The organism is Bacillaceae bacterium S4-13-56 (assembly GCA_040191315.1).
In the GTDB taxonomy this organism is placed as follows: domain Bacteria; phylum Bacillota; class Bacilli; order Bacillales; family JAWJLM01; genus JAWJLM01.
This window is the reverse complement of sequence record JAWJLM010000015.1, coordinates 22,104-36,585: the sequence shown is the minus strand read 5'-3', so window position 1 is coordinate 36,585 and position 14,482 is coordinate 22,104. Positions and strand designations below refer to the sequence as shown.

Annotated in this window: 10 protein-coding genes; 8 read left to right on the top strand and 2 right to left on the bottom strand. The window is 38.6% G+C overall.

Going from position 1 to position 14,482, the window contains the following annotated elements:
* Positions 1-236: 236 nt before the first annotated feature.
* Positions 237-1,157 carry a UTP--glucose-1-phosphate uridylyltransferase GalU gene (gene galU / locus RZN25_06345; GenBank protein ID MEQ6376446.1) on the bottom strand — a complete coding sequence of 307 codons (921 nt, stop codon included), beginning with the start codon at positions 1,155-1,157 and terminating at the stop codon, positions 237-239.
* A gap of 83 nt (positions 1,158-1,240) precedes the next feature.
* Positions 1,241-3,691 carry a S8 family serine peptidase gene (locus RZN25_06340; protein MEQ6376445.1) on the bottom strand — a complete coding sequence of 817 codons (2,451 nt, stop codon included), beginning with the start codon at positions 3,689-3,691 and terminating at the stop codon, positions 1,241-1,243.
* A 1,174-nt stretch (positions 3,692-4,865) separates the two neighbouring features.
* On the opposite strand from RZN25_06340, the gene RZN25_06335 reads away from it, so the two are divergent.
* The 8 genes from RZN25_06335 (at position 4,866) to galU (RZN25_06300) (ending at position 14,465) form a co-directional block, all read left to right on the top strand.
* Entirely contained in the window at positions 4,866-5,510 is a 645-nt protein-coding gene (locus tag RZN25_06335) for a DUF4433 domain-containing protein (GenBank protein ID MEQ6376444.1), read from the top strand.
* Between the two features lie 164 nt (positions 5,511-5,674).
* Entirely contained in the window at positions 5,675-6,712 is a 1,038-nt protein-coding gene (locus tag RZN25_06330) for a macro domain-containing protein (GenBank protein MEQ6376443.1), read from the top strand.
* 674 nt (positions 6,713-7,386) lie between these two features.
* Entirely contained in the window at positions 7,387-8,121 is a 735-nt protein-coding gene (locus RZN25_06325; GenBank protein MEQ6376442.1) for a hypothetical protein, read from the top strand.
* Positions 8,122-9,276: 1,155 nt separating this feature from the next.
* Complete coding sequence (locus tag RZN25_06320; protein MEQ6376441.1) at positions 9,277-9,825, top strand: transposase; 549 nt, start codon at positions 9,277-9,279, stop codon at positions 9,823-9,825.
* A gap of 159 nt (positions 9,826-9,984) precedes the next feature.
* The gene (locus RZN25_06315; protein ID MEQ6376440.1) at positions 9,985-10,749 is read left to right on the top strand and encodes a Wzz/FepE/Etk N-terminal domain-containing protein; all 765 of its coding nucleotides are present in this window, start codon (positions 9,985-9,987) and stop codon (positions 10,747-10,749) included.
* A 1-nt stretch (position 10,750) separates the two neighbouring features.
* Positions 10,751-11,422: a CpsD/CapB family tyrosine-protein kinase gene (locus tag RZN25_06310; protein ID MEQ6376439.1), complete on the top strand. Its 672-nt coding sequence runs from the start codon at positions 10,751-10,753 to the stop codon at positions 11,420-11,422.
* 639 nt (positions 11,423-12,061) lie between these two features.
* Positions 12,062-12,829 carry a CpsB/CapC family capsule biosynthesis tyrosine phosphatase gene (locus RZN25_06305; protein ID MEQ6376438.1) on the top strand — a complete coding sequence of 256 codons (768 nt, stop codon included), beginning with the start codon at positions 12,062-12,064 and terminating at the stop codon, positions 12,827-12,829.
* Positions 12,830-13,586: 757 nt separating this feature from the next.
* Positions 13,587-14,465 (top strand): UTP--glucose-1-phosphate uridylyltransferase GalU, encoded by an 879-nt coding sequence (galU, locus tag RZN25_06300; GenBank protein ID MEQ6376437.1) that lies wholly within the window; start codon positions 13,587-13,589, stop codon positions 14,463-14,465.
* Positions 14,466-14,482 lie beyond the last annotated feature (17 nt).

The following is a 14,482-nucleotide window of genomic DNA, read 5'->3' as shown; positions in this document are numbered from 1 at the left end:
CCACTTTATGCTCAACAAAGTTGTTCTATGCGCGACATGAGAAAAATCAATGCTCAACTTTTCCATGTATATGCTCTGATTTTTAAAACCTTTGCGCACAAAACCTGCTCAATGCTCAAATCGAATATTCTATGCTCACCAAACATGTGCTATGCTCAACACAACAATTAATAATATTCCAAGTCCCACATATAACAAAACAACAAAAAAGAGCCCCAATCAGAGCTCTTTCTTCCTTATTTCTTGCTATAATTTCCTATCACATTCTTCATATAATCCAAAAGCTCATCACGAATGTCCTCACGTTCAATTGCAAAATCAATAGTCGCCCGAACAAAACCGAACTTGTTCCCAATATCATAACGGCGCCCTTTATACTCACAAGCATAAACGGATTGTTCTTGATTCAGTTTGTTAATCGCATCCGTCAACTGAATTTCTCCACCTTTCCCGGGTGGAAGGGTTTCAAGAATCTTAAAGATTTCTGGCATCAGAATATAACGACCTGTAATCGCTAAGTTTGAAGGAGCATCCTCTGGTTGAGGCTTTTCTACCAACGACCGCACCTTATGAACGTTGTGTTGGTAAGAACCGTCCCCACCAACACGCTGGCCGCCACCAACACGCTCATCGGCATATTCGATAATTCCGTAGCTGGACACGTCGGAGTGGGGGACTTCCTGCACTCCGACAACGGATGAACCATGCTCATTGTACACATCAATCAACTGCTTCAAGCAAGGCTCCTCGGATTCGACAATGTCGTCTCCAAGTAATACTGCAAATGGCTCGTTCCCCACAAATCGATTAGCCACATAAATAGCGTGTCCCAGACCTTTTGGTTCCTTCTGCCTTATATAATGAATATTTGCCAAACCAGAAATCGATCGTACCATATTCAACTGATCCGTCTTACCTTTTTCAGCAAGCTTTTCTTCAAGCTCATAAGAAATATCGAAATGGTCTTCAATTGCACGTTTCCCACGACCAGAAATAATAATAATATCTTCAATTCCTGATGCCGCAGCTTCTTCAACGATATATTGAATCGTTGGCTTGTCCACTATGGGAAGCATTTCTTTTGGCTGTGCTTTAGTTGCTGGTAAAAAACGTGTACCAAGACCAGCTGCTGGAATAATTGCTTTACGTATCTTCATCAGCTAAACTCCTTTTAAAAAAAATCTTAACCGATACTCCAACACATTTTACCACAAAGCGGAAAAACTAACACAAACCCCAATTATTCTCCTTTAAGTTCTGTAACCACTGAGTCACTAACCGCAACTGTTCCACCAAAGATGGTAAAATTCCGTACGTCCTTTTCTGCAATCACTAACGAAGTTTCCGATGGCACCTTATTCGTAGAAACAAGTAGTAATGGTACATTTCTTTTTGCTGCTAAAACTGACCCGGTCAATGCATCAGCAAAACTTTCTCCAGTGGCCACGAAGGCATTTTCAGAAGCTGGCATCAATTTCTGTACAATCATCGCCATCGTATCATAACGGTTAGCTCCACCAATTCTGACTGGGTTCGGTAATTGATTGAAAACAGAATTACTTATAACGCCTGTCCCACCTATGACAAGTGTTTCTGATATTCCCTTCAAGTATTCAGAAGTTTCCGTTGGCAATAGGTTCTTTCCCGTAAATAAAATAGGATACCCATTCCTAGCTGCATATGGGGCTATGGAAAGGGCATCAGGGAAGTTGTTATCGTAAACAACAATTGCTTTGCTGGGTTTAATGCCACTTCGTTTCTCCATTTCTAATGCGATCAACCGTGCACTGTCTGATCGTGTCTGTCCGGCAATTCGTTGTACATTAACACCGAGCCCCTTCAGATCCTCCTCCACTTGAGCAGAAATAGAAACCGGTCCTCCAATAACAATGACATTCTTAGCATTCAAACGAGCCAATTCCGTGGCCGTAGCACTAGAAAGATGATCTTTATTCGTTAACAAAATAGGCGCTTCAAGCTGGTGCGCAAGAGGTGCTCCAGCCAATGCTCCTGGGAAGTTGCCAGCTGTTGCAATCACTACATTAGTGGATCCGCTTGGCCAACCGACTTTGGATATTTCCACTGCAGTATTAATTCTTGTTTTTCCTGAAATCCTCGCCACTGTCCCTTCCTCCAAAGCTGAAGCTGCCACCGCCTGTGGGAAATTAGCAACTACTTGATAGGGGCTCTCAGACCAATGGTTATATTTTTCATAAACACTAAAATAGTATTCCTCGGTTTGAACAGGGTAAGTAAAAGTTTCTGCCCCACCCTTACCTTGGAAATCAAACTCCTCCAGAGTGACAAGTGTTCCATCCAAATCCTTCTTTTGTAAAATCCCAATCAGATCAAGGGTTGATGGGACCCCTTGAAGTAAAATCTTAATCTCCCCGTTAGCTCCAACATCCAGTTTATACACATCTCGCTCCATAGGAAGGCCCAGAGTTGCACTAACAACCTCATCAGAAGATATCGTCTTTGGTGTGAAATTTGGTACAGGAACTATAACTTCCAAAGCACGATACGCATCGACACGCCCATATCCCACAAATTCATTCCACTCCGATCCAGAATTACGAATGGCACTTTTCTGCATAGAATACTCAATTTGAGCAGGAACCCAAGCGGGATTCACTGCAATCAGTAGCGAAGCAATTCCGCTAACGATGGGTGCTGAGAGGGAGGTTCCTGTTGCAACTATATATTTTCCATTTGGCCATGTAGTGATAATGTCCTCCCCCGGCGCCGCTATATCAATCCAACCTCCGTAATTAGAAAAGCTAGAAGGTAAGTCGTTGACACCAGTCGAGGCAACGCTAATCACCCATGGATAAGAGGCGGGGTAAAGAGGCTGGTTATTTCCATCATTTCCGGCTGAAGCTACAATGACAATCCCCTGATTATAAGCTTCAAGTAATGCTTCTTGAATGGCTAAATTAAGAGAGGGGCCCGCAAAACTCAGATTCATTACATCAACCTGTTGTTCCATCGCGTAATAAATTCCCTTTAAAAATGCGCTGTCACTCACTCTTTCCTGTTCAGCTACCTTCACAGGAAGTATTTTTGTTTGAAAATTTATACCGGCAACACCAGTATGATTGGTGTTTGCTGCAATTACACCTGAAACAAGAGTTCCATGCCCGTGGTTATCTTCAGGTATAGAGTCCTCGTTAAAAAAATCATATCCAGGCAGTACTCTTCCAACCAGGTCAGGGTGACTACTCTCCACGCCAGTATCAAAGACGGCTACCACAGTTTCAGAAGACCCTTTGGTGAAATCCCATGCGCGTTCCATGTTGATGTCACGTAAGTAACCCTGCTCAGGATAATAAGGATCACTTGGTATGTACTCAAGGATTCGAATATAATCTGGTTCCGCGAACAACACCATGGGGTCTTGCTTTAACTCCTCTAAAGCCTCCTTATAGTCCGCCTTATCTCTAACACGTAGAAAAAGATATTCATTTTCCGCCATAACACCATAATCCGTAGGCTTATCAAAAATTGATGAGTTGTAAGTAAACTCATCCACATCCAATACTTTTATCATTATGCGACGGTCATTGACAACAATATCCCCCGATCCATTTCCTTCAGCAAAAGCTTGAATCAGAAAAATATTAGTCAGAAAAATATTAGTCGGAAGAAGTAAAACGAAAATCAATAGAATCGATAGTCTAATCTTTTTCATAATTTGTTGTCTCCCCTTTGTTGTAATTACTAGATTGAAAGATTATATGAATATATTTTACCATATGGTATGGTCACAGTGACGCCCCGGAATTTGTCGAATGTTGGGATCTTAAGATACCGTCTTTATGTTTTTTAAGCGACTTGGCCAGCTTGATCATAGTCGTCAGCTGAGAACGTATCGCACAGTTATACCATTCGTCAAAATGCATTTTGGAAATGATTGGCGACCTGGTAAACATATTCTGAAGGGATAATTTCATTCGATATGCACGCCCTGTCGCTAAGTCAAGATCCTTTAATTTGGCTAATGTTCTTTCTTGTTTTTTGGTAAGGTTTTTTTGATTTTTAAGCCATACATCGCGTGATTTCTTTAACTCAGGTTGTGTGGCTTGTTCTTGTCTACGGACCTTATCCAATGCTTCAAACACTGGTGTCAGGCACCAAATAAAGACAAATTATTAATGTTGTGTTTAGTGGAAGGACATAGTATAGAGGGGATTGTCACTGCGTGTATTTTCGCTTTTTAGTTTTACATAAATAAAAAGTACCTTATCCCCATTCAGGTAAAGTGTATAAATGATGAGCAGTCTTAAAGAGCTTGTGACGGACTTTGCGAATGAAAAAACATAAGTCAACGAGACTTGTTTGAAGTGGCACTCATTGAGTTCTTTAATAAATACGGATACGAACAGCTGGTGGAAACCATGTTTAGGAGGCGGTAATCGTCGCTTCCTTTTCTAACTCCTTAAAACGGATAGGCTGGACAACAAAGCGACCATTTTGGAAGGGATAATAAATCCATGAGAGGCAAGGAGTTTGTGACATCGACCTATTCACCCAAGCAAAAAAATGAATTTGTTAAAGGAATGAGGGAGACAAAAAGATAAAATAAAGTAAAATATCATATCACAAAGTATTACTGGGTATAGATTGTAAGGAGTTAAGGTGTTATCGATACAAACCGTTCGTTTATAGGTGTGAGAGAAAAGAAAAATAAAACTTTATAAAACTTTTTCATGCATGGGTAAGTTGTAAGGAGTTAGGGAGTTACCGATAGAAAACGTTGGATTTCAAATTCACTCAGCTGAGTTTTACAAAAAGTAGGATTCTATTAACGTCATGTCGAATATGGTAATATGAAGTTATAAAGAATAGGTAGTGGAAGTGAATAAATGGGAACTCATCTTTTGTTTCATATTTCTTTTTATAAAAACTTAGATTCCATTTTTAGTAATGGAGAACTAGCATCTCATATCAAAGTGCAAGAGCAAAAGGTAGGCTATACCAATATAGCCCATCAAGGACTACAAGAAAGAAGATCTACTACTGTTATCCCTGTTGAACCCAATGGATGTTTACATGATTATGTTCCTTTTTATTTTGCTCCTAGGTCACCGATGTTGTATGCCATTAAACAGGGACGAGTGATAGACTTTGATGGGAGCCAAGATGACATTGTTTATTTTGTTACAAGCACAGACAAAGTGGTAGATGCTGGGTTGTCATTTGTTTTTACTGATGGTCATGCCATTATGTTTATCACCGATTTTTATAATGATATACATGATTTAGATAAGGTTGATTGGGACATTATGAAAGAGATATATTGGAATGATACGGAGGAAGATCCTGATCGGAAAAGGAGACGACAAGCTGAATTTCTAGTACATGAGAGAATTGGCTTAGAGCACTTTTTAGGGATTGCTGTTAGAAATGAACGAATGAAAGAGATAGTTGAGGATAAAGTAAAAAATTATAAACTGGATTTACCAGTTGTTGTAAGACCTCGTTTTTATTTCACACACCAGAAAGTATAAAATTTGTCTAGCTCCAGCGCCCTATCGACTAGAGTCGGTTCCCTCCTCTCAATCGATAAGTCAACATCGATTCACTTCGTGAACCGTGTTTCCTATATCTCGCTCGATGAGGTCCACCGCCTTACGTCGATGATCGAGGGCGCTTGCGCTTTTCTTATTAGGAGGTGATTGAATTGATACATTTTAGAACAGGCAACTTGTTAGAAGATGATGCAGAGGCTCTTGTTAACACAGTTAACTGTGTCGGAGTGATGGGAAAAGGCATTGCTTTACAGTTTAAACAAGCATATCCTGATGTTTATAAAGAGTATGCTAAAGAATGTAAACAAGGGAATATGGAAATAGGAAAAGTACATGTAGTTTCGACAGAGTCCTTATTTGGAACGAAGTACATTATTAACTTTCCAACAAAAAAACATTGGAAAGAAAAGTCTAAAATGCATTACGTAGAAGAAGGTTTACAAGACTTGGTTAAAGTAATTAATGACTTAGGCATTCGAACAGTTGCAATCCCTCCACTTGGATGTGGAAACGGTGGATTGGAATGGGTGAAAGTAAAAGCCAAGATAGTAGATGCTTTCCAGAATTCACTTATAGATATCCATGTTTATGAACCAGCAGGGAGCCCAAAGCCTGATGAAATGAAGATAAGAACAAAAAAACCTAATATGACAAAATCTAGAGCACTATTGTTAGCTTCTATGAATGATTACTCCGTTCCAGGATACCGTTTATCACTATTAGAAATACAAAAAATCGCTTATTTCTTACAAGAAGTGGGCGAACCGCTCAAATTACGTTTTGAGAAAAATAAATATGGTCCTTATGCAGAAAATCTAAATCATGTGTTATTGAGAATGGATGGTCATTTTATCAGAGGATTTGGTGATCGTAATCGAGAAGCGGAAATATATTTACTATCAGATGCGGCAGAAAAAGCTAAAAACTATCTTCGAAATGATGAAGAATCAGAAGAAAGACTTTCTAAGGTGCAACAGATCATTCGAGGTTTTGAAACTCCTTATGGAATGGAGTTGCTAGCAACAGTTCATTGGATTATTAGAGAAAATAATGGTTCGGATTTGACTTTGGATTTTATCATTAATGAGGTTCACAATTGGAATGAACGAAAGCGTAAAGTTTTTAATAGTAAACATATTGAAAAAGCATGGAAACATTTTCAAAAGCTTGAGTTTATTTAGAAGGGGGAATTTGCCTCCTTCTTTTTTCGTTGGACAACATCCTTACTTTGTAAAAGGTCAAATGAGAGTTTGTCTCTCTGGAATTTTTAGCTTGGGAAAATGGGGCAAAAAGGGTGTTTTCGTTGGGTGGCATTGAAATTCTTCTTATGGATTATTGGGTCAGAGCAAGAGAATGGGGAAGTGTTTTTGGGGATTAAAAGCATTTGTTAAAGGATCCAAATCATTAGACATGACTTTGACCCTTTAATTCTAATTAGTAAACCAGAACATCTTTTAAAGTTCCACTTGTGTAGTTCATATTTTGATTTCTCCCTTTGTTACTATACCCAATTATAGGAAATATATGTATTTGGTTACATTGAATCTATGAAACCATTTCTTATCATGTAGAAAATTAGGTATAATAAAAATAACCCCTTTCCAGGACTATGCCCGAAAGGGGATGCTGTAATTCAGGACTATGCCTAATTACATTACTAATAATTATTACCAAAATATCCTTTTTATAACCACAAAAGAAAGGAAGATCTACTATTTCTTCTCCAGTCCAGTGTATTACTTATTTAGACGAATCAAAGATTGAAAATCTAACAAATCATTCGTACAGATATTATAATATTGTTAGTATTACTGCAGACAAAGATATCTATATTAATGAAATAGAAAACAAGTGGATGAAATTTAGAAGAGAATTTGAGATCCCTATTGGCTTATCCATGCATTTTGCTGACATTAAACATTTGTTAGATGAAAACACAAATCATCCTTACGATCAGCAATGGTTTGACATTTTTCAGAGGGATTCAGAAAAGATAGATAACCGAAAAATGCATGAATTTTACAAGGAATTGCTGGAATTGGTAAGTAGTCTTCCAATGAAAGTATTCATTACAGGTTATCGTTGGGATCATCTACATAGAATTCGATCCCAAAAAAAGAGCTTTAAACAAAAGAACACATATTTACCTCCATATATTGCACTTAGGGAACATATGAATATGCTTAGCTTTTATTTATTAGGACTTGATAAAGAACAACCTATTAAGGAACATAGAATTACAAAGCTAAGATATGATGGTGACGTAGGATTAGGGGAGAGGGATGATATAAAGGAAGCATATCATCATTCAATTACATTAGGAACAAAGCATTTTCGTCCACAAACAATTACAAAATTATTTGACGAAATACGTTTTATTGGAAAGAATGAAGTAGCTCAAAATGAAAGTTTACCACATGCTGGTAGTGAGATCGTAGATTTTTTGGCAACTATTATTTCAAGAGATTTATGGAAATTAGAAACGGAAAAAATTCCTATTGAAGTACCCGGGCTACCTTCTATCAATCCCTTAGAGTGGATAAATAAACTAAAAATAACAAAGCAGAAAATTAATGATGTAGAATTTTAATTTTTTGTTGATAAATATTATACATGTAGTATAATGAAAGTAGTAATGAGGGAACATTCCTGTCATTACAAACCTCGCGAGCATAGTCTTGGCGAGATTTTTTTTGGTATGGTCACAGTGACGCCCCGGAATTTGTCGAATGTTGGTAGGATAGAAGTGTAGGGGTGGTTGGGTTTGTTGTTGTGCTTCTTTCTATTATTTTTTTATATTTCAACACTGGTGTCAGGCACCACATAACACACATCAAAGGTTTCGATGAATTTCATCTATTTTTTGATAGTAAGTGGACATTTGAGTAAAATAGACATTGTAGTAGGGAGGTTATTTGTTCTCTGGCCTGCAAGCAAAGAGGAGCAAATAACCTTTTCCTTTCCTAGATTAAGAGCTGTCAGCTCTACAGACCATTATACTATGGTCAATAGAGCTAACGGCTCTTTTTTTAAAAATTATCCGCCAAGAACAGTGGCAAACTTCTGTTAAATAGCGACATTAGAGCTGGCTCCGAACAGCATGGAAACAGAAGAAAATTAGGAGAAGCAATGAAGAATGGTTATAAACCACATTTGGCTTTTCCGGATATCACAAAACATATACATCGTTTCAACTTTTCGGACCATTTAATCGTAGGTTACCAGATAAAAGACGACCAGATTAAAAAAACTACTACATGAATTGGGGTTAACAAAAGATAATTCTGAAATGGATTTGTTAAGTGCGACAGGGGGACGTTTGGCAACAGATCTGTACGAGTTTGTACATCCTCTTTATTGGACCATAATCACTTCGATTTCGATTTTTACATTGCGGGATGGGGCTACTATGATGGCGATCAAATTATTAATACTTTGCATTTGTTGTTGGTGCCTGTCACCACCCGAAAAATCTTGTTTCACAGAATCGTAATTGTTCCACGGATGTGGTAAATTCTTTTGTTGTTAGGTGAATTGCTTTTTTGTATGTGCTATTGGTACTGGAATTTGTGTTTTTAGAGTGAGATTATCCTATTTTATAGAAGGCAAATTGAGAAGGAAAACGAAATTTGCGCTTTAGACTCTTTACCAACATTTTGCTATAATTGCTACAGTGCCAGGCACCACCCGAAGTTTGTCGAATGGTGCCTGTCACCACCCGAATAAAATATGGGAGAGGTGAAATATGGGAAGAAGGAAACGTATTTGGTTACCGAATTATTTTTATCATATTGTTTGTCGTGGGAATAGGCGTGATGCTTTATTTAATGATAAACATGATTTTTTAACTTACCTCTATATCCTGAGACAAATCTACGATCGATACCCCTTTGAAATTGCTTCTTATTGTCTTATGACAAATCATCTTCACTTACAACTTATGTCCCCAGAACAACCCATTTCTAAAATAATGTCCCTAGTCAACAAACGCTATGCAGACTACTATAATACCAAATATAAAATGACCGGCCACGTCTATGAAAAGCGATACTTTGACAAGATCATTCCTGACCCAATAGCAATGCTAGAGGTTAGCCGCTATATCCATCTCAATCCACTAGAAGCACAAATGGTCTTAAATCCAGAAGATTACCAATGGAGCAGTTACCGCCATTTTTCATCGGAGAAAACCACAAAAGTAGAACCATTCCTCAACACAAACAGAATACTAGACTACTTCCCAGGAACAGATGAAGAAAAGAAACTAGCGTATTGTGAATTTGTCGAAAAGTGACAGGCACCACCCGAAATTTGTCGAAAAGTGACAGGCACCAACCCGGGGCACCACGCGAATCCAAAATTTCCTACTTTCTAGGCGGGCATTTTATGATATACTTTTTTTGAGTTATGTTTATAGAGAATAGTAATTGAAAATAGTAGATGGAGGGACATCATGGAAGAAACAATTTCATTACAGGAGATCTTTGAGGTTATTAAGAAGAGATTTATCCTGATTCTTTCACTTTCGGTAGCGGCTGTAATAATAGCAGCGGTGGTTAGCTATCTGATAATCACACCAACGTATGAAGCGAAGACGCAGTTTATTGTCAATCAAAATAATGCGGACCCAATGGCAGGGTACAATGTAAATGATATTCGGACAAACGTAGAAATTATAAATACTTATAACGACATCATTAAAAGCCCGAAAATTTTAGATATCGTGGCAGAAGAGCTAGATTCTGGTTTATCAGCTACTCAATTGGCTGCTAAATTGCAGGTAGCCAGTGGAAATAACTCACAGGTCGTAAATGTGACAGTGACAGATATCGATCCAGAAATGGCTGTGCAAATCGCAAACACGACAGTAGAAGTTTTTAAGGAACAAATTCCTTCGATTATGAATGTGAACAATGTCAGCATATTGTCACCAGCGGTTTTATCTTCTAACCCTCAACCAGTAAATCCAAATCCTATGCTCAATATGGCTATTGCCCTAGTGGTTGGTTTAATGGCAGGAGTGGGACTAGCCTTTTTGTTAGAGTACTTAGACCAATCCGTGAAAGATGAAAAGGATTTAGAAAGACATCTTGGGATACCAGTTCTTGGGGTAGTGGCTGTTATGAAAGAAGAAGATATAAAGGTGAGAAATGGAGTACGAAAACCTGTTGGTGTAGTGAGGAGTGAGGCAGTTGGCTCGTTTAAAAAAGAGGGATAGAATGGTCCGTGCAAGGCAAATAATTGCCAATACAAATCCATCGTCACCTATTTCTGAACAATATCGGACAATTAGAACCAATTTACAATTTGCAGCTGTTGATAAAGAGATTAAAAGTTTTATAGTGACATCAGCAGAGCCAAGTGATGGAAAATCCATTACGGCAGCCAATATGGCCGTTGTTTATGCCCAGCAAGGAAAAACTGTACTACTTATAGATGCGGATTTGCGAAAACCTACAATCCACTTTACGTTTCGTGTAGATAATGTCAAAGGGTTAACGAATTACTTAGTACGTGAACGGTCCGTGCAGGACATCATTACTCCTAGTAGATTACAGAATTTAGATTTAATCACATCGGGACCGATCCCACCAAACCCAGCGGAGCTGTTAGGTTCAAAAGCGATGACCATGTTCCTTCAGGAAGTGTACGGAGCCTATGATATCATCATCTTTGATACTCCACCAGTACTTGCGGTAGCTGATGCTGCTATTCTTGGGAGTCATGTAGATGGGGCCCTCTTAGTAGCCTACAGCAAGAAAACAAAATTAGAAGCGGTGAAGCAGGCTAAGGAGAGACTTGAACAAGCTCATACGAAAATCTTAGGATCTGTTCTTAATGGAAAAGAACTGAAAAAGAGTCACTACTATTACTATGGGAATGACGTTTAATTCCCCTGTTGACAAAAAAAGAAAGTACTGAAAAATTGTGCTTTCTTTTTTTAATGACAGAATTAATCCCGCATGAACAGGACGTTTTACCCCCACCTGAAGTCTTAAGTGAAACAAAAAGAGAAAATTAAACATCCTTGTTGGTGAAGCTTGCTTTATGGATTGGCTGGCCGTAAATGTCCGATTGGTTCGAGGGCCTTTAGGTGGGCGCTAAGAATCAGTGAGGATTTTATTTTCTTCATCCCCTACTGATTGTTAGTGGAATGAATCGGAAGATAACAAAGTAAAAATCTGTCTAGTTTCAGCAAAAATTTTCAACGAGTAATCTTCGAAGTTTTTGCCTGAGTCATCGCAGCAAGGAAGGCTACTTAGAGCTTCTTCGTAGAAAACAAATTTTTCGAAGGGCAACCTATCGACTAAAGTTGTTCCCTCTTATGTAGATGGCCATGGAGCTTGAATTTTTCTGAATTTACCAAAAAATAATCATATTCGACAAAACCTTACAAAAAAAACCATACAATTCTCTGTTAAAAAGTGTTACTATTGGTCTTAGGATTTTCAAAAAAATGTGAATTTATTATAAATAAAAACAAAGAGTCTAGGAAAAAAGATTTAGAATTACCTGTGGAGGTGGACACCATGATTGATATCCATTGTCATATATTACCTGAACTAGATGACGGGGCTCAGACATTGGAAGATAGCTTAGAAATGGCAAGGGCGGCTGTTCAAGAAGGAATCCATACGATTATTGCCACTCCACATCATATGAATGGCAAGTATATAAATCTAGCAGAAAATGTAATAAAAGAAGTATCTGCATTAAATCTACAATTAAAGGAAAATAACATTCCATTAACGATCCTACCAGGACAAGAAACACGAATTAACGGAGAAATGATCAACAACTTGCAAAGGCACCAACTGCTTCCTTTGAATCAGACAAGCAGTTACGTTTTCGTGGAGCTTCCATCGGACCATGTTCCTCGATATACAACTCAATTATTATTCGATATCCAATTAGCAGGATACAGGCCAATCATCGTTCATCCTGAACGAAACCAACAACTCATTCAAAATCCTGATGTATTATATAAAATGGTGGAAAAAGGAACCCTGACACAAGTGACAGCAGCTAGCGTTACTGGGAAGTTCGGGAAAAATATACAAAAGTTTACGCAAAAAATCATAGAAGCCAATCTCACTCATTTCATTGCTTCTGATGCTCATAATACGACGACAAGGCGTTTCTGTTTGTCGGAGGCTTATGAGGAAATCCGAAATCGATATGGGGAGGATTTCCTTCATTTCTTTATGGAGAATGCGGAACTAATTTTGGAGAATCAAACCGTTGTGGGAGAACCTCCAGAGAAAATTGGTCGAAAGAAGATTTTAGGGATTTTTTAACTTAAATGGACGTCATTAAAATAGAAAAGATGTCTAGCTCCAGTGAAAAAGCTTCATCGAGTTAGCTTCAAAGTTTTTATCCCGAGTAAGGCAAGCTACTTCGCAGAGACAAGTGCTTTTCTTGTTTCTAGGGGCGCTTCTGCTTTCGCTATAGGTGATATCTCCTTACCTTTATCAAGGGAGGTACTCGGTCCTGCTGTGGGTGTTCAAAACCACCTTAGACGCGCTTGTTGTCAAGAGTGGGGTGTGAGGGTGGGTTAGATGCCCAATTTTTTTATATTATCAGGAAAAGAGAGCAAGGGGTAGAAAACTCTTTTTGTGTTAAGGGAAAATGTATAAGTAAGTTGGAGTGGGAAAATGGGGTTTCCTATTTTGACAGATAGGAAAGTATAAAACTTTCCTAACTGCATAAGTGCAACTAAGCCATTCGCCACAAAGGCTTGGCGAATGCCAAGTTTTCTAACAAGATAAGAAAGTATAAAATTTGTCTAGCTCCAGCGCCCTATCGACTAGAGTCGGTTCCCTCCTCTCAATCGATAAGTCAACATCGATTCACTTCGTGAACCGTGTTTCCTTTATCTCGCTCGATGAGGTCCACCGCCTTACGTCGATGATCGAGGGCGCTTGCGCTTTTCTTATTTCACTTAGAAGATATTTAGCGACGGGATGTGACTGCCATCCATTAGGAAACAGTTACACTCATATCTCATCCCTAGATATTTTCATTAAACAACTTGCAATTGATGGGGGTAACCAAATGAAGAAAATTAGAAAAGCGATTATTCCTGCGGCTGGTCTTGGGACAAGGTTTTTACCAGCCACAAAGGCAATGCCTAAGGAGATGCTGCCTATAGTGGATAAGCCAACGATTCAGTATATTGTGGAAGAAGCGGTGGCATCGGGTATAGAAGATATTATTATTGTAACGGGAAAAGGGAAGCGGGCGATTGAGGATCATTTTGACCGTGCGCCGGAGCTAGAAAGTAATCTTCAAGCGAAAGGGAAACTCGACTTGCTGAAAACGGTGGACTATTCTACAAGTTTAGCGAATATCCATTATATCAGACAAAAGGAACCTAAAGGTCTAGGTCATGCGGTATGGTGTGCACGGAACTTTATCGGAGATGAGCCGTTTGCGGTTCTTCTTGGGGACGATATCGTACAAAACAATTATCCTTGTTTACGACAATTAATGGATCAATATGAGGAAATGGGGTCATCCGTGATTGGGGTACAGACCGTTCCTGATGAGGAAACCCATCGTTATGGAATAGTCGATCCTGTTTCAAACGAGGGACGTCGCTATGAAGTCAGAAACTTTGTGGAAAAACCAAAACAAGGCACTGCACCATCGAATTTAGCCATTATGGGGAGATATGTGTTCACTCCTGAAATCTTTAAGTATTTAGATAAGCAAATAATTGGTGCCGGCGGTGAAATTCAATTGACGGATGCCATTCAAATGTTGAATCAAACCCAAAAGGTCTATGCGTATGACTTTGAAGGGGAGCGCTATGATGTGGGAGAAAAACTAGGGTTCGTCAAAACAACGATCGATTTTGCCTTAAAAAATGAAGAAATAAGAGATGAATTACTTAAATATTTGCAATCCAAATTATCAAAAACCTCTCTATAAATCAAAAGTCGAGAGGA